Origin of the sequence: Sneathiella sp. (genome assembly GCF_029233945.1) — a bacterium.
In the GTDB taxonomy this organism is placed as follows: Bacteria; Pseudomonadota; Alphaproteobacteria; order Sneathiellales; family Sneathiellaceae; genus Sneathiella.
The window spans coordinates 33,622-54,279 of the sequence record NZ_JARGOQ010000022.1 but is presented as its reverse complement, the minus strand read 5'-3'; the positions used below and the strand labels follow the sequence as shown (position 1 = coordinate 54,279).

Here is a 20,658-nt window from a genome sequence, read left to right as displayed (position 1 = left end):
TTCTTCACTCACGGCATGTTCCAATGCCGCCCTCAGGAACAAACGCCCCATGCGACCAAATCCATTTATCCCAACCCGGACAGCCATTTTCTCACCATTTATGCATACAAAAACGCCCGCTCCGCATTTTACTGCGTCCGGGGACTATCCGTCATCCTAGTTGTGGCATATTACATCTTTATGTCAAAATTCTATGGACAACATGTGCTCCAACCCTGTCTACTTGGCGGAAATTATGACGAATAAACGATCGAACTCATGACATCATCCCATTCACATGCTGAAGAAGACGGCGCGGCGCATAGTCATTCACATGATCATGCACCGAAAGTGACGGAGGATAGCGAGCAACGCATATTCTGGGTCATGTGCCTGACGGGCGGATATATGATTTTACAGGCGCTGGGCGGATTGTTCTCCGGCTCTCTCGCATTGTTGGCAGATTCAGGTCATATGCTCTCCGACACGGCGGCGCTCGGCCTCGCCTGGTTTGCCTTTCGCCTTGCCTCCAAACCGGCGGACAGCAAACGCTCTTATGGGTATCACCGGTTTCAGATACTGGCGGCCTTCACCAACGGCCTGACTCTATTCTTCATTGCCGGCTGGATCATTTTTGAGGCGATTGAGCGCCTGATAAATCCCGGAGAGGTACTCGGCGGTATGATGCTTGTCATCGCGTGCGGCGGGCTTGTGATCAATATTGTCGGCTTTTACCTGCTCCATCGTGGCGACCGGCATAATGTTAATATGCAAGGCGCATTGCTGCATGTGGCGGGAGATTTGCTTGGTTCCATCGCCGCCATTGTCGCGGCGATCATTATTCTAATGACAGGCTGGATGGCGGCGGACCCGATCCTGTCCATGCTGGTTGCTGTCATCATTCTGAAAAGCGCCTACACCCTCGTTCGCCGTGCCGGACATATCCTGCTGGAAGGCACACCGGAAAACCTGGATATGACGATAATTCGGGAAAAACTGATCGCATATCTTCCGGAAATCATCGATGTCCACCATATGCATGCCTGGTCCCTGACCGCAGAGAAACCGATTGTGACCATGCATATTCAGGTCAAGCCATCAGCGGATTTAGAAACCATGCTACGTGCAATTAATGCGTTTTTGCTTTCGGAATTTGAAATTGACCACGCAACGCTACAGCTCGAGCATGACAACTGCGCCACGGACGAAATTTTGGAAAAGTAAGCTTACTGCCAGAGAGGCCGCGCCGCACTGGCAACGCCTTTTGCTTCTCCCCATGGACCGGTGCTCATTACCGAAAGCCAGCGCATGGGTGCCGGGCTTACTATTCGAAGTTCAACGGTGCCGCCACGTGTGACTTGCGCATTCAATCGGTGGCTCAGGTTCGATTTTTCAAGGCTGCACCGGACTGCCGCCCCTGGAAGCCAGTATTTTGCGGGTACCTTGCCTTGAATACGATATTGCTTTTCCGGCTTTCCTGCGAACGATATCCGGCAATCCCCGGCAAAGGCCGCTCCGGGGTCGCCCGAAATTTCCAATGTAATCAAGGCCTGTTTTCCAGCGGCAACCGACAGGCCCGAGAACGGGGCAAGCATCAAAAACACCGCAATCCATAATTTATGTCTTGTTCGCATTCCAGCAGCATAGAAAAGCATGGTTAACAAAATAAAAACCCGATTGCAGGGAAAGCAACCGGGTTCGTAAATGACAGTTATTTGGATTCTTCAGGAAGTCGACGGCAGGTCCATATCAAGTATGGTCATATGAAAAGCGAACGACACCTCGCCTTCATCCTCATCCCGGTAGACAACCCCGATAAATTCATCGCCGAGCAGAACTTCCGCCGTTCCATCGGATGGCCGACGCTCTTTGACATTAAACCCTTCATTGCCAAATTTTTCCCGCAGGTAGCGCTGCACCTTTAATGTTTCCGTTCTTGTCATTTTCGCCCCGCGTTTCTTATAGAATTTCGAGTGAGTCGGCGATCGGTCCTTTTACGCCCATTCGGACAACACATTTCACCTTGGTGTCCAGCGCAATATCCTCAGGGTTGATGTCTGAACGTTCCAGCATATTGACATGGATAAAGACATCTTCTCCGCCGCCATCCGGTGTCACGAACCCGTATTTGTGCTCGGGAACATAGGTGGTTACAACGCCGGTCACCTCGATGTCGTTGCCGACAACAACCTCTTCTTCCTCTTCCGGTTCGTGAATTGCAACAACCTGCTGACCGCGATCGCCATCTGCGAGATCACAATTGATCTGCATTCCTTCATGCAGTTCAGTATAGGAAGTATTCTGCAGGACAGAAATATGGACGAAGGCATCCGGAGATCCATCGGCAGGCGAGACGAACCCAAATCCCTTGGCTTCATCGAAAAACTTTACAGTCGCCGATATGTTCTGACGGACGGGCTTGGACGGCTTACGATCATTCATCCTTAAAGGACCTCATTTTTTATAACAAACAGTGCAATACCCAATATAGGGGCAAAGCTCAAATATTTCCGTGGTTTTGTATCAGATCAGGACGCGGCTGTCTGTAGCGATATTTACGCGGTCGCGTCGGATGCCTTTCCGGCCCTCAGATTTCACTGAATTTGGCAGCGCAGCGGGAGATGCTATGCTGGATCAGCCGGACAATTTCCGGGCGCGTCCCGATGGCCCCCGCATAGTGCGCCGGCAGCGTGCTTCCCGTTTCCTCCTGCCATTTAGCTATTGCACCCGGCACATCCTCCGTTGCATGCGGCCCGTCCGCCGCGAACAAACCGACGAGGACAAGCGGCAGCCCGCTCTCAGATTGATCCTGCAGCCATTGATCGAGAAACGGCGCCTCATTCAAAAAGGCGGCAGAAACCCTGGCGAACTCCCGCCCGCTATCGACCGTCTTTCGCTGAAGGTAGGTCGCCTCTGCCGAGGCGGTTGATTTTTCCGAGCCATGGGCGACCAGGACAAGATGAATATCTGTCGGACGGTAACCTTGTTCAACACAAACACCCCGCGCCATAGAAGATATTATTCCGGCCAGCTCCGGATCAATCCCAAGCGCTTCACATTGAAATAGCTGACGGTCAGCACAAATGTGTTGCCCCTTATTCAATTTAAAAAGTTCCGGAATACGCCGGGTGACAAAATATCCATTGCTCATGAAGAATGGCAGCAGAAAAACCTCCCCACCTGGTAAATCAGGTTCAGAGCGCTCTCCTGCCAGAAAGCAAACATCGACCCGGCCGTAGCGGTTGCTCTGCTGTAATGTCAGCGCATGCTGCTTGGCAGCCTCCTGCGCGTCATCCGAAACGCTGGAGCCATGAGCTACTATCAAGACGGACGGACGTGTAGGTGGCATTGATAAATCTTGTTGAAGACCAAGGTGGTAATGTCATTTATTATCATAGCACTGTGTTTACAATTTTTCGGTCAAAACCGGAAAAAAAATCACCTCATTCCCCCTTTACCTCCCCCTCTAACCTAGGTATTTAGATTTTTATGGCCCGCAAGTGTCGAAGTATGTGATAATGCTTTTCATAAGTGGCAAAAAATAAAATATAGCCACGAATAAAATAATTAGTTCCGAATGGGAGGAAATTAAAAAATGATCAAGCGTACATTTATGTCGATTGCAGCGTTCTCGGCTGCATCAATGATGGCGTTCAGCGTATCCGCTGCTGACGTCGTAGATGGACCCGAAGTAAGCTGGAATGTGTCCACATGGGGCAAACAAAGAGCCTTTACGGCAAGTGTCGAAACCATCAGGGACTATGTGGCCGAACGTACGGGCGGAAAATTCAAAATCAAGATTCACTACGGTGAAGCTCTCTCCAAGGCGAGAGAAAATCTGGATGGCATTAAGCTTGGTGCCTTTCAGATGGCAATGTTTTGCTCCGCTTATCATCCGGCAAAGCATCCGACATTGTCTGGACTTGACCTTCCGTTCCTGCCATTTCCTAACCTGCGGGTTCAAACAAAGGTGCATGAAGCCTATTATGCTGACCCTGCTGTCGCAAAGGACTTGGCCCGCTGGGATGCCAAGTTGCTGATGAGCTCGCTCTTGCCACAGTATGAATTTACAGGCGTCGGCAAACCTCCGGTCAAATTGGAAGACTGGGATGGGATGCGCGTCCGCGCTCTTGGCGGAATCGGTGAAGCCATGAAGAAAATTGGGGCGGTTCCCACAACAGTGCCGGCACCAGAAGTCTACACCTCGCTGGAGCTCGGTACGATTGAAGCCGCCTCCTTCCCGTTCACCTATGCGCATGTGGCCTACCGGCTGACTGATATCGGGGAATGGTATACAGCAAATATGTCACCCGGCGCGAACAACTGCCCGGTTGTTGTTAACATACCGGCATACGAAAAGCTTCCGCCTCAGTATCAACAGCTTCTTCAGGAAGCTAAACCTTCTGCATATGAAGCCCTTTATGCTGCATATGAAGCCGCGGATGCCAAAAACTTCCCGCTCATGAAAGAAAAAGGAATGATAGCGATCACCTTCTCTGATGAAGAAATTGCTAGGTTCCGTGAAGTCGGTGCAAAACCGGTTTGGGACGAATGGGTCGCGAAAATGAATGCCGATGGATTTCCCGGCGATCAGCTTTTCGAATTGATCATGACGACTTCAAAAGAAGCCGCCAGCAATTAAATCTTTGAATTGAGGGCCTGGCATGCCAGGCCCTCTTTCGACATAAGAAAAAATCATGACATCAACAAATCCTCCTAGGGGCTCTGCGTCAGGATCGGCATTTGCCGCATTTGACCGCGGATTTTCCAAGCTCGAAGATTTCCTGAACGGCGCTTCAGCCCTCGCAATATTTTTTGTGATGTTGATCGGTGTCGTCCAGGTATTCAGCCGGAAGCTTCTCAATATACCGATCCCCGGCTATATCGATTTTATCGAACAAAGCATGGTTGTCTTTGCTTTTTTCGGAATAGCCTATTGTCAGCGGCTTGGCGGGCATGTGCGTATGGACCTTTTTATGGCCAAATTTAGCGATCGGCCGCTGTATTTCTTTGAGGCATTAGCGACGCTGATTGGGCTTGTTGTTATCACGATCCTAATAGACACCAGTTGGCTACATTTTATGAGAGCCTACGAACTTGGGGATTCAACGATTGATGTCGGGCTTCCTATCTGGCCCGCGAAACTCGCCATTCCGCTTGCCTTTGGAATACTCTGGGTTCGCTTTGCGCTACAACTCATCGGCTTCATCAGGCTCTTCATTTATCCGAGTGCGGAGATTATTGCAGTTCCCGTTATTGAAGACGTCATCACTACGGCCCGCCACGAGATTGAAGATGCGCTTGGCGAAGAAGCCGCCAAAGAAGCAAAATTCGACGAAACTTACATTAAAAAGGGTAAAAAGTGATGGAGATAGATCCTCTCCTCTCCGGCGTGATCGGCATGGGAGCCCTGATCGTGATGGTGTTTTTGGGTGTCCGGGTCTATATCGCCGCAACAGTTGTTGGCATGATAGGCATCGTATCCATTATCGGCTGGGATGCCGGTACAGGTATCGTAGGAACGATCCCGCACTCGAAATCCACTCTTTATTCCCTGAGCGTGCTACCGATGTTCATTCTCATCGGTTTTCTCGCGTTTCACGCAGGAATTACCACTGCCGCGTTTGACGCCGCCAAAAAATGGATCGGCTGGGTGCCGGGCGGCCTCGCGGTCGCGAGCGTTTTCGCCGCCGCAGGTTTTGCCGCCGTCTCCGGCGCAAGCACAGCTACAGCTGCCGTATTTAGCCGGGTCGCCATTCCGGAAATGCTGGCAAATGGATATGACAGGAGATTGGCGGCAGGTGTCGTTGCCGCTGGGGGAACCCTCGCCTCCCTGATCCCGCCGAGTGCAATTCTGGTGATCTATGCCATTATTGTCGAGCAATCCGTTGGCGCACTCCTTCTGGCCGGCTTTATACCGGGAATAGTTTCCGCGCTTATCTATGCGCTGATCATTATGATCCGGGCAACCATCAACCCCAAGCTGGGGCCGCCTGTTCGTGGCTTCACTTTCGGCGAGCGGGTTAAATCCCTGCCGGGTACGCTTCCCATCGTTGCCGTTATTGGTATTATTTTCAGCGCCATATATGGTGGTTGGGCGACGCCGACAGAAGCCGGCGCCCTTGGCGCCTTTGTTGTGCTTATCATAGCTCTTTTCCATGGGATGCGGACTAAGGAGCTGAAAGACGCGCTGTTCGAAACCGCCAAGCTTACAGTAATGATCTTCTCGATCATCTGGGGCGTGCTGGTTTTTGTCCGGTTTCTCGGGTTTTCGGGCCTGCCCGAAGCCTTCGCGGAATGGATCCTTGGCCTGCCCCTGCCACCGACCATGATCATCATCCTGATTCTTTGCGGCTATGCCATCCTCGGTATGTTTATGGATGCCATCGGGATGCTGCTCTTGACGCTTCCCGTTGTCTATCCTGCGATTATCGGGCTTGGGTATGACCCGATATGGTTTGGTATTATTGTCGTGAAGATGGTGGAAATCTGCCTGATCACACCACCAATCGGGCTCAATTGCTATGTGGTTAACGGGGTCAGACCGGATATACCGCTTTCGGATGTGTTCCGGGGGATTGGTCCGTTTTTTATCGCCGACGTCTTAACGATTGCCCTGTTCATCGCGTTCCCGGCTTTGATTGTCTGGCTACCGCAAACCATGCTAAACTGATTAAAACTACATCTTCCGGCTTCCTGCCAAAATCAAAAATAACAAGGAGTAGGTAAATGGATTTCACGCTCACCGAAGAGCAGCATGCCATTGTCGAGAATGTCGAGGCGCTATGTGCGCGCTTCGATGACAGTTACTGGCGCGAAAAGGATCGCACAGGCGACTTTCCATTCGATTTTCACGCCGCAATGGCGGAAGCCGGATGGCTTGGGATTACCATGCCGGAGGAATTCGGCGGCGCAGGGCTCGGCGTTGTCGAGGCGGCGCTAATGATGCATACAGTCGCAAAGTCTTCCGGCGGGATGTCTGCGGCATCGGCCGTTCACATCAATATTTTCGGGCCTCATCCGATTGTAGTTTTCGGCAATGAGGCTCAGAAGAACCGCTGGCTCCCGCCGCTCATCAAGGGAGAGGTCAAAACCTGCTTCGGGGTAACAGAGCCTAACGCCGGCCTGAATACAACAGCTCTTGAAACACGGGCGGAAAAAACGACAAACGGCTATCTCGTGAATGGCCGCAAGATCTGGACCACGACGGGGCAGGAAGCGGACAAGATTATGCTGCTGGCCCGCACTACACCTAAAGAAAACTGCAAGAAAGCGACCGACGGCCTGTCCATCTTCTATACGGACATGAACCGTGACTATATGGATGTCCGCGTTATTGACAAAATGGGTCGCAAGGCCGTCGATTCCAACGAAGTTTTTATCGACAATCTGCCAGTACCGGAAGAAGACCTGATCGGGGAGGAAGGCAAGGGATTTTATTACCTCCTGCACAGCCTGAACCCGGAGCGCGTTCTCGTCGGGATGGAAGCGATCGGCCTTGGCATGAATGCACTTGGTCGCGCGGCACAATACGCCCGGGAGAGAGAAGTGTTCGGCCGCCCTATCGGCAAGAATCAGGCAATTCAACATCCGCTTGCAGAAAACTGGATGGAACTCGAGGCCGCCTATCTGATGGCGATGAAAGCCGCCTCAAACTACGATGCCGGACTTGAAGCAGGCGTTTATGCCAATGCCGCGAAATATCTTGGCGGTGAAGCAGGTTTCAAGGCGTGCACCCAGGCTGTCATGACCCATGGCGGCATGGGCTATGCCAAAGAGTTCACCGTTGAACGGTTGATGCGCGAAGTCATGATCTGCAGGATTGCCCCTGTCAGCCCGCAACTGGTGCTCTGTTACATTGCCGAAAAGGCGCTCGGATTGCCGAAATCCTACTGATAGAAAATTTTTGATGGATAAAGGTGACGAATGAGCAAAGCCAATAATGGGCCTCTGACAGGGATAAGAGTTGCCGACCTTACGTCTGTTCTACTAGGACCATATGCGTCGCAAACTCTCGGTGACATGGGTGCCGACGTGATCAAGATAGAGGGGCCAGAGGGTGATACGACCCGCGATCTCGGGCCGCGCCGCTCACCTGGCATGGCGGCCATATATCTGAATGCCAACCGCAACAAGCGGGCATTGGGCATTGATCTAAAATCTGAGGAAGGGCGTGCCGCCCTTCTCAACCTGCTCGGGACTGTCGATGTCTTCCTGCACAACATGCGGCCTTCCGCAATCAAGCGGCTGCGCCTTACTTACGATGATGTGAAGGCTGTCAACCCGAACATCATCTACTGCGGCGCATACGGCTTTGGACAGGATGGGCCTTACGCGGACAAGCCCGCTTATGACGACATGATCCAGGGCGTCAGTGGCCTTGCGGCGACCCAGTCAAAACTGATGGGGCGGCCTGGCTATATGCCCACCGTGATTGCCGATAAGGCGACGGCGCTGACGGCGGTTTATTCAGTGGCCATGGCCTTGTTTCATCGCGAACGAACGGGCGAAGGGCAGGAAATTAAAATCCCGATGTTCGAGACAATGGTGCAGTTCCATATGTTGGAACATCTTTACGGCGGAAATTTCGATCCACCGATGGGATCTGTTGGTTATCCGCGCGCCACCTCCCCCAACCGCCATCCTTATAAGACTAAAGACGGAATGATCGGCGTTCTTCCCTATGTTGATAAACAATGGAAGGCCTTCTTTGATATGGCAGATCGGCCAGAATTGATGGAAGACCCACGGTTTTGCAGTATCGAGGCTCGGCTCGACAATATTGATGCGGCCTATGAAGTGCTGAGCGAGATCATCGAGACCCGCACCTCCGAGGAATGGCTGAAAGATCTGGATGCAGCCAGCATTCCGGCGGTAAAAATCAATGATCCGGAAGACCTTCTTGAGGATGAGCATCTTCAGGCGGTGAATTTCTGGAAAACGATGGATCATCCATCCGAAGGGAAGCTGGTGTATCCGGGAATTCACACAGAATTCTCGGCATCACCCGGAGAAGTTCGACGACATGCTCCACGTCATGGGGAGCACAACCGGGAAATCCTGCAGGAAATTGGTATGACGGATGCAGAAATTGACAACATGATTTCCTCCGGTATCCTTTGTTCGAAACCATAACTGACGGCCTCATAAAAATACAAAAAAGAATCAGGCAATGCATATATGTGAATTCGCGAAGACGACCCCGGAAAAGCCAGCCATCATTATGGGGGGTAGCGGTGAAACGGTTACCTACAAACAGCTGGATGACCGATCCAATCAGGGAGCACAGTATTTTCGTGCTCAGGGTTTGAGGCTGGGTGACCATATTGCGCTTCTCATGGAAAATAACCCGAGATTTTTCGAGATCTGCTGGGCCGCACAACGGGCGGGGCTCTATTACACGGCCATAAGCTCGCGTCTTACGGTCGAGGAAGCGGCGTACATAATCAATGACTGCGGCGCAAAGATTTTTATTACCTCAGCTTACAAATCGGAACTGGCCAAGGAACTTATACCTCACATTCCAAATGTCGAAACGCGCTTGATGACCGACGGAGTAATTCCGGGTTATGATTCATTTGAAGAGGCGGTTGGCGCCTTCCCGGCAACCCCGATTGAGGATGAATGTGAAGGCGCTGATATGCTCTATTCTTCTGGAACAACGGGGCGGCCCAAAGGAATAAAACCGACAGAGATAGGCAATCCCCTTGGGACAATGGATAATCTCTACAACATTGTTAAAAACAGATATAGCATCGACGATCAATCTGTTTATCTTTCCCCTGCGCCCACGTATCACGCCGCGCCTCTCCGGTACAATATGCGGGTTCAACGTTTTGGCGCGACTTGTATCCTTATGGAGCATTTCGACGCGGAAGAGTATTTAAAGCTGGTCGAAAAATACAACGTCACTCATTCTCAGCTGGTGCCAACCATGTTTGTGCGCATGTTAAAACTACCCGAGGAGGTCCGGCACAGATATGACGTAAGCTCCCTTGGGGTTGCTATCCATGCCGCAGCGCCCTGTCCCGAAAAGGTGAAGCGCGAGATGATGGAATGGTGGGGGCCCATCTTATATGAATATTACGGAGGAACGGAAGGGAACGGATATTGTGCCGTTACACCTGATGAATGGTTAGCTCATCCAGGAACTGTCGGGCGGGCCCTGGTCGGCATAGTTCATATCCTCGATGAGGAAGGAAATGAACTGCCAACTGGCGAAACAGGAGCGATTTATTTCTCTGATGGAAAAGATTTTTCCTATCACAACGACCCCGAACGCACAGCGCAAAGCTATAACGACCAAGGATGGAGTACGCTTGGCGACGTCGGGTATCTCGATGAAGACGGTTTTCTTTATTTGACGGACCGGCAAAGCTACATGATCATCTCCGGCGGCGTAAACATCTATCCTCAGGAAATAGAGGACCTGCTGCTAACCCACCCGAAAGTCTATGATGCGGCTGTAATCGGGGTCCCCAATGAAGAATTCGGCGAAGAGGTAAAGGCCGTTATTCAGCCTGTTGATATGAAGCTTGCGGGTGACGATCTGGAAGCCGAGTTGATAGAGTTCTGCCGCACGAACATCAGCCATGTTAAGTGCCCAAGGTCCGTTGACTTTGAAGCGGAACTTCCCCGCCATCCGACGGGGAAGCTCTATAAAAGACTTCTCAAAGATAAATACTGGGGCGAGAAGAAATCCCGGATCGTTTGACCCTATGACGCGAGCTTGATCTCTTTCAGGCCGCGCATATTCTCAAGTGTCTGATGGCAGGCTTTCGCCGCCTCCTGCCCCTTGACGACGAAATGCTCCTTAAAGAAGCTCATATGGGCCTCCGTCTCCTGAAAATGATGCGGTGTGAGGACGACCGACAGAACCGGGACGCCACAGTCAAGCTGCACCCGCATCATCGCATCGAGAACAGTTCGCGCGACAAAATCATGGCGATAAATGCCCCCATCGACAATCAATCCCGTCGCCATGATCAGATCATAACGCCCGGTTTCCGAGAGCTTCTGCGCCATCAGAGGAATTTCCAGGCTACCGGGCACATCATGGATATCAAAAGAATCGGCGTCATACCCATATCCGACCAGTTCTGCGATGAAAGACGTGCTCGCTTCATGGACGATATCGGCATGCCAATTCGCCTGGATAACGGCAATGCGGTTACGGGTTTTGTGGATGCTGGGGGTTTTATTGTCAGTTTTCGTGTTTTTGATTTTCATTTTTGGGCCTTGTTTATTCAAGTTGACAAAAACCCAAGGCAAATAGGTCAAAGGCGCGCTCAGACCTTATCGGCCTGACCATCCTTCTTTCCTGTTCTCTTCCATCCGGACTATCACCGTCGGCTTCGGATTTACACCGAATCTGCTGACCCCGCCGAAGCGAGCGCTCGCGGGCTTGAACAGAAACCTGTTCTTTACCGCCGGTAGGGACTTGCACCCTGCCCTGAGAACATTCCCTCATTAGGGGGAATATCACCCTGTATATTAGGGATGTTTTCCCGATTTGCAAGAAGCCGCATATGTATTACCTTGCGCCCGAGATCTTTTCCGCTGAGGCAAGAGGACCTATTGGACGAACAAACATTCACAAGCCTGGTAAAAGACGCAATTCTCTATAACCAGTTGGAGCGCTACTTCAAGGCCAGTTCCGGCCCGATTGAGGATGTGAGTAGTCATTACGACCTTTCACCCGATATCAACGCAATCACGCGGGATCAGGCGGACAGTGGCGGCCTCAAACTCTCCCATGCACAGCGCCGGATGTTGATGACCCTTGTGGCGCTATGGGAAGGAGCGACCGCCGACCAGATTTTTGAAGAAGGTCTGGGCAGCCTGTCCAGAATTATACAATCAATGGACCGGAATAACCGCGAACTGTTGGCCGAGCTGATCCTTGCCTATCCCGGATGGGGCTGAATATTTCAGTAAATGTCGCCAGCAATTGAAATTACGCGTATCCGGACAAATATTCATTCTATAGTAAGTAGTTATGCGTTAGTTTGATGTCATGATGGACTGGAACAAACTTCTCTCAACCCGCCGCTATGGGCAGGATCACGATGATCCGGTCATCGCGTCTCGCAGCCCGTTTCACAAGGATCAGGACCGGATCGTCTTCTCTTCCGCTTTCCGGCGTTTGCAAGACAAGACCCAGGTTCATACCCTCGCGGAAAGCGACTATGTACGGACCCGCCTCACCCATTCGATGGAAGTTGCATCGGTCGGCCGTTCACTTGGCGCCAATGCCGGGCAGGTCATAATCGACCGTCATTTAAAAGGCAGTGAATACAGCCCAGCGGATTTCGGCCATATCGTCTCTGCGGCCTGTCTTGCCCATGATATCGGCAATCCGCCCTTTGGGCACTTCGGCGAGGAAATCATTCGTCATTGGTTCAAGAACGGGCATGGCGCGGCGGAGCGGGCGGAAGGCTTAAGCGAAGACGAGGCGCGCGATCTTGAAATGTTCGAAGGCAATGCGCAAGGGTTTCGTATTCTGACGAAGTTGCAGAACTGGCGAAATGCTGGCGGCTTGCGACTGACCTACGCTACTCTTGGCACCTTCATGAAATATCCACGGACTTCCATCGTCTCTGCTCCGTCCCCTGGGGATAGCGGCGGCAAGAAATTCGGCGTGATGCAGTCTGAGCGGGAAGCATTTCAAGAGATCGCGGATGAGCTTGGGCTGCTTCAGCGAGGTGAAGAGGATTACTGGTGTCGGCACCCCCTCGCCTATCTGGTCGAAGCGGCAGATGATATCTGCTACAGCGTCGTTGATATCGAGGACGGATACAAACTTGGACGCCTCGCCTATGGAGAGACCGAAGACTTGATGATCCGCATTCTTGGCAGCCCGCCCAAACGCTATGCAGAAGTCGATGATCCGTCGGAGCGAATTTCCTACCTCCGCGCAAAATGTATCGGCCGCTTGATTGGAGAAGTGTCCGACATCTTCAAGGAATGCGAGGGGGATATCCTTGCTGGAAACTTCAAGGGGGACCTGCTGCATCATTCTAGACGGGCAAAACTCTTCGATGAGATTTATGCGCTCTGCCAACGTGAAATCTACCGTCATCCAGAGCGTATTCAGGCAGAATTGAGCGGATCGGAAATCTTAACCACCCTTCTTGATGCCTTCTATGATGCCAATCTTGATTGGGAAAAGCTTAATCGTGATGGCACGCCCATGAACCCAAGATCCTCCGTCCTGATGACCCTTTTCCCCGATGGAAATGAGAGCCCTCGCGGACGTTATGACTGGCTTCTCGGGATTACTGATTTTGTCTCGGGCATGACCGATTCTTTCGCAGTGCGGCAGTTCCGCGAGATCAGAGGCATCGTTTAATCCCACTTTCCTAGTGTTTTTAGCTCTTGGTAACCCCCTATTAACCTACATCTTCTAGAATTCTTCTTTTAGATTTCAGGCTAATAACGTCCATGTTGGTTGATTCTACCCTTTATGGCGACCGTATCGCCGCAATGTTTGCCAAAATGCCGACGCCAATGCGGATAAACACCGCACGCACGGCGGCAGAGGGATTTGTTGCGCGGGAATTGACCGATGATGACCTGGAACTGACTGAAGCCATCATCAACTATTTCATGGATGATATCGATACGGCTGTGCGGCATGCAATCGCCGACGCCGTCAAGGAATGTGAATTCCTGTCCAAAGAAATAGCCATGAAGCTCGCGTTGGATGTAGACGAGATATCCTTCCCCATCGTCACCTATTCACCGATTCTTTCGGATGAGGATCTTTGGACAATACTGCAAAGCGCGAGCAATAACATTCAAACCGCGATCGCCTCACGACCGCATCTTGGCGTTAAATCCACGGCCTGCATCGCCGAAACAGGATGTTATTCGGCCATTAAAGCCTGCCTGAAAAATGAGACGGCAATTATCGGCAAAGTAGCCTACAATCATATTCTTGGGCGTTTTGGCGATATTGACCCCATACAGGCACTTCTGGTCCATCGCCCCTTCCTCCCCGAAGAGATCGTTTCGCGGCTGTTCGATTTTATTTCCGAAGAATATAAACAGATCCTCATCGAGAGAAATCCGGTAGAGAACACCACCTCCGTCAGCAAAATTCTTAACGCCCGCGAAAAAGCGCTCGCCAAGAGCCTTGATCGAAGAATGACCGATCACGAACAGAAAAAGAAATCAATTGCGCTGGAGCGAGAGGGGCGCCTGACCGCAACGCTAATGCTGCGGCTGTTGATTGCGGGCAATCATTCCTACTTTGCGGCTGCGCTTGGTCATGCCTCTGGCATTTCGAAGAAACGTGTCATATCTCTAACGTCCGGGCGTGGTTACCTGGGGTTTCAGCGCCTCTATGACCGCGCCGAGCTGCCGCCCTATCTCTACACAGCCTTCCGAACAGCGATGGAGGAGCATCGCAAAGCCACCCATTATCATCCGCGCGCCGATCTTGATAATTTTCGCCAGCGCCTTATCGATCGGATTGCGGAAACCTATGGGTGGGATGATGATTTGTCTCTCGAGGAGTTGATGGAAAAACTGCTTCCCAAACGCCTCCATTGACCTTTACACTCTAGGCAATCCATAACAACAAAAACGGAATTGCCCTGTGACCAAATCCATCGATTATTATTTGACACTAGTATCCCCGTGGGCGTTCCTTGGCCACGACCGCTTCATAAAGATGGCCGCCGAGAGTAATGCCACAATCAATGTTATTCCCGTCAACTACGGGAAGATATTTGCAGAAACAGGAGGGCTCCCGCTCGCTAAGCGAAGTGAGCAACGGAGAAACTATCGCCTGGTGGAACTCGCCAGGTGGCGCGAGGAACATAACGTCCCGATCAACATCCACCCGAAATTTTTCCCGGCATCCGACCTGATCGCGGCATTAATGGTCACTACAGTGGCTAAGCGCGGTGGCGACGCAATTGGCCTCACGGGCCTGTTTCAGCGATTGGTCTGGATTGAAGACGGCAACATCGCGGATGAGGCAACGGCGATTGAAGTGGCCAATCGTGCGGGTTTCAACGGTGAAGAATTGCTGAAAGATAGCCAGGATCCTGAAATCAAGGCACTTTATGAGAAGAACACCGATGACGCGATTGCGCGCGGGATATTTGGTGCGCCAACCTATATCATCGATGAAGAACTATTCTGGGGCCAGGACCGGCTTCAATTCGTAGAAAAGGCCCTCAAGAAATAAACTAAAAAAGGAGACAGGGAATGGTGTTAGATCCGCAGGCAAAATGGGTACTCGATATCGCAGAGGAAAAGGGGTTGCCGCCGCTCGATGAACTGACGCCGGATGAGGCCAAGGCCGCCTATGAAGAGAGGGCTCTGACCTTGACCTTCAAGGATGTGGATATCGGCAAGACCATGGATGTCGATATTCCGGGGCCGAACGGAAATGTCCCGATCCGCATTTATCATCCCGTTGGCATGACAACTCCTTTGCCCGTACTCGTGTATTATCACGGCGGTGGATGGGTCATTGGCAGCCGCGATACCCATGACAGCCTGTGCCGCCTGATTGCAAACTCCGGCCCCTTTGTGGTTGTTTCCGTGGATTATCGCATGGGACCGGAAGCCCCATTTCCGGCCGCCGTTCAGGATTCCGTCGCGGCCCTCAACTGGACGGCTAGCAATATTGCGGACTATAACGGCGATCCCGATAGAATTGCGGTAGGTGGCGATAGCGCCGGTGGAAATCTATCCGCTGTCGTGTGCCTGGTAGCGCGTGAAGAAAATACCTATATGCCGACGTTCCAGTGGTTGATCTATCCGGCGACCAGTATGGACATGACAACCCCGTCCCATGAAAAATTTGCAGAAGGATATTTCCTGACCCGATCCATGATGGAATATTTTCAGGGCCATTACCTGAAGAATGAAGCCGATAAAAAAGATTGGCGGGCATCACCGCTGCTTGCGGAAAGTCTCGCTGGCCTGCCCCCTGCCCTGATCCAGACGGCTGGTTTCGATCCGCTTCAGGATGAGGCAATCGCCTATGCGGAGCGTATGAGCAAAGAGGGTAGCGAAGCCAAGCACACTCATTATGAAGGTATGGTGCATGGCTTTATAAATCTTGGTAGTGTGATCGACAAATCAACGGACTGTGTCAACGAAGGGGTCGCCGCTCTCCGCGATGCCTTTTCCAGATAACGGACACAAAAAAGGGGCCGATCAGGCCCCTTTCTTATTCGTATGGACTAAACTTTAGCGCCAGCCAACGCGGTCGAAAATCTTGACGGCTTCCGCCTGAGCATCCGCGACTTTATCAAGGCCAACTTCATCCGCCTTGAACTCGCCCCAGCTTTCAACCGTTTCGTCCAGCTCTACGCCGGGATTTACCGGAAACTCGTAGTTGGTGGAGGCATAGAATTCCTGAGCCTTTGTATCGGAAAGATACTCAATCAGTTTAATCGCAGCTTCTTTGTTCTTTGCCGATTTCGTAACACCGGCACCGGAAATATTGAAATGCGCACCGCGTCCGTCCTGGTTCGGCCAGAAGAGGGTAACTTTTTCGGCGGCCTCTACCTGCGCCGCATCGTCAGAATTCTGCATAGCGCCATAGTAATAGGTATTGGCGATGGCAATATCGCACTCACCGGCCGCTACCGCTTTGATCTGATCGCGGTCACCGCCCTGAGGTTTGCGTGCGAGATTATCCTTAATGCCTTGCGCCCATTTTTCAGCTGCCTCTGCGCCGTTATGAACGACCAGTGAGGCCAGCAAAGATTGGTTATAGGCATTGCTGGAAGAACGAACACAGATACGACCTTTCCATTTCGGATCGGCCAGATCTTCATATGTCGAAAGTTCAGAAGGCTTCACACGATCTTTTGAATGAAACAGAACACGGCTTCTCGCAGAGAGACCGAACCATTCCCCGTTGGGATCACGAAAATGCGGCGGAATATTTGCGTTCAGCTTTTCCGATGTAACTGGCTGCAATACACCCGCTTCCTTATGCGCCGCGATACGGCTGATATCTACCGTCAGGACGGCGTCTGCCGGGCTGTTCATTCCTTCGGATTTCAAACGCTCCAACATGCCTGATTTCGCGAAGACAACATTTACCTTAATGCCTGTATCTTTCTCGAACTCGTCGAGAATCGGACGGATCAGGCTTTCCTGACGTGTGGAATATAGATTTACTTCTTCCGCCGAGAGTGCGGGCGTCGCCAGGGATGTCAAGGCAACCGTCGCCAAGGCAATGGACGCAGTAAATTTCAAGCGCATTTTGGATCCTCATCGATAATGAATATTATTCTCAATTAGAAGCGGAGTCTTAAACTGGAATTATGTCAATTGCAAGTCATTCTGACTTTCAATATTAGAAAATGCCCGATAAAAAACGGAGGCAAATTTGCCTCCGTCCAGTATTTATAAATATAGAAGCCCTGCTTCTATCAAAAGGATCAATGACTAATCACTCAAGCTACCTCTTTCAACACCGTGCGCAGCGTGTCAAAAATCTGATCAATATGACTCTTTTCAACGATCAACGGCGGTGAGAGAGCGATAATGTCCCCCGTCGTTCGGATCATAAGACCCTTTTCATAGCATTTAAGGAACGCGTCATATGCCCGCGCAGTGGGCTTCCCGGAAAGGGGCTCCAGCTCGATCGCCCCGATCAGGCCAAGATTGCGCAAATCAACGACATGGGGCACATCTTTGAGCGAGTGCACAGCTTCTTCCCAATAGGGTGCAATCTCGTTCGCCCGCTCGAAAAGGTCATCTTCTTTATAGCAATCAAGCGTCGCGAGGGCGGCTGCGGCAGCGACCGGATGGCCGGAATAGGTGTACCCATGGAAAAGCTCGATCATATTGTCCGGGCCGGTCATAAAGGCATCGTAGATCCCTTTCGAACAGACAACCCCGCCCATCGGGATCGTGCCGCTGGTAAGCCCTTTTGCGAGCGTCACAAGATCGGGCTTCACACCGAAGAAGTCGGTCGCGAAAGGCGCGCCAAGCCGCCCAAAGCCTGTGATCACTTCATCAAAAATCAGCAGGATGCCATGCTTGTCGCAAATTTCGCGAAGCCGCTCCAGATATCCTTTGGGCGGGAGGATAACACCAGTGGAACCCGCGACCGGTTCGACAATGACCGCCGCAATGGTAGAGGCATCATGCAGCGTCACCAGCCTTTCAAGCTCGTCGGCAAGCTCCGCACCATGCTCCGGCTGACCGCGCGAAAAGGCATTCTTCTCAGGCAGATGCGTGTGCGGGATATGATCCACCCCCGTCAGCATCGTACCAAATGTCCGCCGGTTCGCAACGATACCGCCGACGGAAATACCGCCAAAACCGGTCCCATGATATCCCCGCTCCCGTCCGATCAGGCGGGTCCGGGTTCCCTCTCCGCGCGCGCGATGATAGGCCAGCGCAATTTTGAGCGCAGTATCGACGGATTCAGAGCCGGAATTCGTGAAGAACATATGATCCAGACCGCTCGGGAACATTCCGGTCACGCGGGCAGCCAGCTCAAATATTTTCGGATGCCCCATCTGGAAGGCGGGCGCATAGTCCATTTCCGCAATCTGACTGCTGACGGCTTCGACGACACGCGGATCACCATGGCCCGCATTACAACACCATAACCCTGACGTTCCATCGAGGATCGATTGCCCCTCGGCATTTTTGTAAAACATGCCTTTCGCACTAACGAGCATGCGCGGATTTGATTTAAATTGCCTGTTTGCCGTGAAGGGCATCCAGAAGGCATCCAGATTATTTGGGTTTGAAGCAGCGGTATCAGACATATTGAAACACTCCCGGAAAATAATTTCTCTCACTCTATGTAGGTCATTTATTTGCACAAGAAGAAAAATGAATCGCCGTTTTCAGGGATTTCATCATTGTCACGGCGATGTTTATGTTTAAAAATCTAAACACTTGAGGCGAATCATAAGGAAATTACCACAATGGAATTCAATCTTGGTGCACGTCTGAGAAGTCTGAGGGAGCAGCATGGTCTGTCACAGCGAGAACTTGCGAAAAGGGCCGGCGTCACCAATGGTACGATTTCAATGATCGAGCAAAACCGGACAAGCCCCGCTGTTGGCTCACTTAAGAAAGTACTGGATGGTTTCCCAATCGGGCTTGCTGATTTCTTCGCCAATGATTTTTCCTCACATCGCAAGATTTTTTATGAACGCGATGAACTGACGGATATTTCAGAAGGGAAAATTTCCTACCGGCAGGTTGGGCGCGACCTAACCGGAAAAGCCCTGCAAGTCCTGCATGAGGTTTATGCTCCCGGTGCGGACACGGGGCGGAATATGCTCTCTCACCAAGGAGAAGAAGCTGGCGTCATCGTCAAAGGTAGATTGGAAGTAACCGTCGGAACCGATAGAAAAATTCTGAAAGCCGGGGATGCCTATTACTTCGAAAGCCACCGTCCGCACCGTTTTCGTGCATTAGGTGAGGAAGAGGTCGTCGTCGTCAGTGCCTGCACACCGCCGAGCTTTTAGACTATAGCGACGTATCAACACCAACGGCATCTTCAACCGAATTGAAGCCATCCTCCCGCAGCTTCTTCGCCAGGCCCTTTGCAATTTCCATCGCGACGTAGGGGCCTTTGTAGACCATTGCGCTATAGAGCTGCAGAAGGGAGGCCCCTGCCCGGATACGTGCATAGGCATCATCCGCGCTTTGAATACCTCCGACACCGACGATGGGCACCTTTCCCTCCGTTGCCTGATACATGTCCTTGAGCACGGCAAGGGCGATATTTTTAAGGGGCTGGCCGCTCAATCCACCCGTTTCTTTTTTTTGCGGATTCTGCAAGCTTTCAGGCCGGGTAATCGTCGTATTACTGATGATCAATCCGTCGATTTGATGATCAAGCACCGCCGCCGCAATATCCGTCTTATCTTCATCCGTCAAATCCGGCGCGATTTTAAGAAGGACGGGGAAATAGGCCTCCCCCCGCTCTGTCATTTCGCGGCGTTTCTCACTAACCCGACCAAGCAAATCTTCCAGCTCTGTCCGCCCCTGCAGCGCCCGAAGTCCCGGCGTATTGGGAGAAGAGATATTGACGGTCACATAGCTTGCATGTGGCGCAAGCCTTTCCATCCCTGTCACATAATCCGCGATCCGGTCGGGACTGTCCTTATTTGCCCCAAGATTTGCCCCCACGATCAGGGAGGCCGGCCTGTTTTCAAAATTCCGCGTGGCCTCCTCCAGTCCCTTGTTGTTAAACCCGAGGCGATTGATCACTCCCTCATCTTCTGTCAGGCGGAACATTCTTGGCTTTGGATTGCCGGCCTGAGGTTTCGGCGTAACGCTGCCCGCTTCCAGGAAACCAAACCCCAGCCCTGACAAGGCGGACAGAACCTCCGCATTCTTGTCATACCCGGCCGCAAGCCCAATAGGGTTAGGAAAGTGAAGGCCAAAGACTTTGCTCTCTAGGATCGGGTCAATGGTATTGTCAACACGGGGCAGCAGGCCGTTCTTTAGCGCGCGGATTGACAGGTTATGCGCCTTCTCCGCCTCAAACGCGAAAAGAAGCAGCCGCATGATATGATAAAAATTGACCACCTGTTATTCCAGCTCCGGAAAGATATGAAGATTATCTGGCCCAAGCGGCAAATCCACCGCGTCTTTCACCAATGCAGGGTCGAGCGTGCCATAAAGATGCGGAAACATGACACCACCGCGCGCCGGCTCCCATTTCAG

At 51.8% G+C, this 20,658-nt stretch carries 22 protein-coding genes and 1 riboswitch; of the genes, 13 read left to right on the top strand and 9 right to left on the bottom strand.

What is annotated here, in order from left to right:
* The first annotated feature begins 258 nt into the window (after positions 1-258).
* Complete coding sequence (locus P1U71_RS09260) at positions 259-1,203, top strand: cation diffusion facilitator family transporter (RefSeq protein WP_301105300.1); 945 nt, start codon at positions 259-261, stop codon at positions 1,201-1,203.
* Between the two features lie 2 nt (positions 1,204-1,205).
* Here P1U71_RS09260 and P1U71_RS09255 read toward each other — a convergent pair whose 3' ends face one another.
* The 4 genes from P1U71_RS09255 to P1U71_RS09235 form a co-directional block, all read right to left on the bottom strand.
* Positions 1,206-1,574: a hypothetical protein gene (locus tag P1U71_RS09255; RefSeq protein WP_301105299.1), complete on the bottom strand. Its 369-nt coding sequence runs from the start codon at positions 1,572-1,574 to the stop codon at positions 1,206-1,208.
* Positions 1,575-1,703: 129 nt separating this feature from the next.
* Positions 1,704-1,922, bottom strand: a complete 219-nt coding sequence (locus tag P1U71_RS09250) for a DUF3126 family protein (RefSeq protein ID WP_301105298.1) — start codon at positions 1,920-1,922, stop codon at positions 1,704-1,706.
* 16 nt (positions 1,923-1,938) lie between these two features.
* The gene (locus tag P1U71_RS18020; protein WP_367281158.1) at positions 1,939-2,421 is read right to left on the bottom strand and encodes a cold-shock protein; all 483 of its coding nucleotides are present in this window, start codon (positions 2,419-2,421) and stop codon (positions 1,939-1,941) included.
* A 145-nt stretch (positions 2,422-2,566) separates the two neighbouring features.
* The gene (locus tag P1U71_RS09235; RefSeq protein WP_301105297.1) at positions 2,567-3,328 is read right to left on the bottom strand and encodes a CbiX/SirB N-terminal domain-containing protein; all 762 of its coding nucleotides are present in this window, start codon (positions 3,326-3,328) and stop codon (positions 2,567-2,569) included.
* 246 nt (positions 3,329-3,574) lie between these two features.
* Between P1U71_RS09235 and dctP the strand changes: the two genes are divergently transcribed.
* Genes dctP through P1U71_RS09205 form a run of 6 tightly spaced genes read left to right on the top strand, consistent with a single transcriptional unit; the run spans position 3,575 to position 10,693 of the window.
* The gene (dctP, locus tag P1U71_RS09230; RefSeq protein ID WP_301105296.1) at positions 3,575-4,621 is read left to right on the top strand and encodes a TRAP transporter substrate-binding protein DctP; all 1,047 of its coding nucleotides are present in this window, start codon (positions 3,575-3,577) and stop codon (positions 4,619-4,621) included.
* A 55-nt stretch (positions 4,622-4,676) separates the two neighbouring features.
* On the top strand, positions 4,677-5,345 hold the full coding sequence (locus P1U71_RS09225; RefSeq protein WP_301105295.1) for a TRAP transporter small permease subunit: 669 nt from the start codon (positions 4,677-4,679) through the stop codon (positions 5,343-5,345).
* Positions 5,345-6,652 carry a TRAP transporter large permease gene (locus tag P1U71_RS09220; RefSeq protein WP_301105294.1) on the top strand — a complete coding sequence of 436 codons (1,308 nt, stop codon included), beginning with the start codon at positions 5,345-5,347 and terminating at the stop codon, positions 6,650-6,652. Before P1U71_RS09225 ends, P1U71_RS09220 begins: the two co-directional genes overlap by 1 nt.
* A 56-nt stretch (positions 6,653-6,708) precedes the next feature.
* Entirely contained in the window at positions 6,709-7,875 is a 1,167-nt protein-coding gene (locus tag P1U71_RS09215) for an acyl-CoA dehydrogenase family protein (RefSeq protein ID WP_301105293.1), read from the top strand.
* A 30-nt stretch (positions 7,876-7,905) separates the two neighbouring features.
* A complete protein-coding gene (locus tag P1U71_RS09210) occupies positions 7,906-9,114 on the top strand; it encodes a CaiB/BaiF CoA-transferase family protein (protein ID WP_301105292.1) in 1,209 nt (402 codons plus the stop codon).
* Between the two features lie 37 nt (positions 9,115-9,151).
* Positions 9,152-10,693, top strand: coding sequence for an AMP-binding protein (locus P1U71_RS09205; RefSeq protein ID WP_301105291.1), 1,542 nt, complete (start codon positions 9,152-9,154; stop codon positions 10,691-10,693).
* A 2-nt stretch (positions 10,694-10,695) separates the two neighbouring features.
* Here P1U71_RS09205 and P1U71_RS09200 read toward each other — a convergent pair whose 3' ends face one another.
* Positions 10,696-11,208, bottom strand: coding sequence for a 6,7-dimethyl-8-ribityllumazine synthase (locus P1U71_RS09200; protein ID WP_301105290.1), 513 nt, complete (start codon positions 11,206-11,208; stop codon positions 10,696-10,698).
* An 89-nt stretch (positions 11,209-11,297) separates the two neighbouring features.
* A riboswitch (FMN riboswitch) is annotated at positions 11,298-11,443 on the bottom strand.
* Between the two features lie 113 nt (positions 11,444-11,556).
* On the opposite strand from P1U71_RS09200, the gene P1U71_RS09195 reads away from it, so the two are divergent.
* The 5 genes from P1U71_RS09195 to P1U71_RS09175 all read left to right on the top strand — a co-directional run bounded on the left by P1U71_RS09195 (position 11,557) and on the right by P1U71_RS09175 (position 16,137).
* A complete protein-coding gene (locus P1U71_RS09195) occupies positions 11,557-11,904 on the top strand; it encodes a hypothetical protein (protein WP_301105289.1) in 348 nt (115 codons plus the stop codon).
* A gap of 91 nt (positions 11,905-11,995) precedes the next feature.
* A complete protein-coding gene (locus tag P1U71_RS09190; protein ID WP_301105288.1) occupies positions 11,996-13,330 on the top strand; it encodes a deoxyguanosinetriphosphate triphosphohydrolase in 1,335 nt (444 codons plus the stop codon).
* A 92-nt stretch (positions 13,331-13,422) separates the two neighbouring features.
* Positions 13,423-14,535, top strand: coding sequence for a DUF2336 domain-containing protein (locus tag P1U71_RS09185; protein ID WP_301105287.1), 1,113 nt, complete (start codon positions 13,423-13,425; stop codon positions 14,533-14,535).
* A 46-nt stretch (positions 14,536-14,581) separates the two neighbouring features.
* Complete coding sequence (locus tag P1U71_RS09180; protein WP_301105286.1) at positions 14,582-15,178, top strand: 2-hydroxychromene-2-carboxylate isomerase; 597 nt, start codon at positions 14,582-14,584, stop codon at positions 15,176-15,178.
* Positions 15,179-15,198: 20 nt separating this feature from the next.
* Positions 15,199-16,137 (top strand): alpha/beta hydrolase, encoded by a 939-nt coding sequence (locus tag P1U71_RS09175; RefSeq protein WP_301105285.1) that lies wholly within the window; start codon positions 15,199-15,201, stop codon positions 16,135-16,137.
* Positions 16,138-16,191: 54 nt separating this feature from the next.
* On the opposite strand, the gene P1U71_RS09170 is transcribed toward P1U71_RS09175, so the two are convergent.
* Together P1U71_RS09170 and P1U71_RS09165 are read right to left on the bottom strand one after the other, a co-directional pair.
* The gene (locus tag P1U71_RS09170) at positions 16,192-17,217 is read right to left on the bottom strand and encodes a Fe(3+) ABC transporter substrate-binding protein (protein ID WP_301105284.1); all 1,026 of its coding nucleotides are present in this window, start codon (positions 17,215-17,217) and stop codon (positions 16,192-16,194) included.
* Positions 17,218-17,411: 194 nt separating this feature from the next.
* Complete coding sequence (locus tag P1U71_RS09165) at positions 17,412-18,740, bottom strand: aspartate aminotransferase family protein (RefSeq protein ID WP_301105283.1); 1,329 nt, start codon at positions 18,738-18,740, stop codon at positions 17,412-17,414.
* Between the two features lie 162 nt (positions 18,741-18,902).
* Here P1U71_RS09165 and P1U71_RS09160 point away from each other — a divergent pair, with 162 nt between their 5' ends.
* The gene (locus tag P1U71_RS09160; protein WP_301105282.1) at positions 18,903-19,451 is read left to right on the top strand and encodes a cupin domain-containing protein; all 549 of its coding nucleotides are present in this window, start codon (positions 18,903-18,905) and stop codon (positions 19,449-19,451) included.
* A 1-nt stretch (position 19,452) separates the two neighbouring features.
* On the opposite strand, the gene P1U71_RS09155 is transcribed toward P1U71_RS09160, so the two are convergent.
* Both P1U71_RS09155 and P1U71_RS18015 read right to left on the bottom strand, forming a co-directional pair.
* On the bottom strand, positions 19,453-20,520 hold the full coding sequence (locus P1U71_RS09155) for a quinone-dependent dihydroorotate dehydrogenase (RefSeq protein ID WP_301105281.1): 1,068 nt from the start codon (positions 20,518-20,520) through the stop codon (positions 19,453-19,455).
* A gap of 3 nt (positions 20,521-20,523) precedes the next feature.
* On the bottom strand, positions 20,524-20,658 hold the full coding sequence (locus P1U71_RS18015) for a DUF952 domain-containing protein (RefSeq protein ID WP_367281160.1): 135 nt from the start codon (positions 20,656-20,658) through the stop codon (positions 20,524-20,526).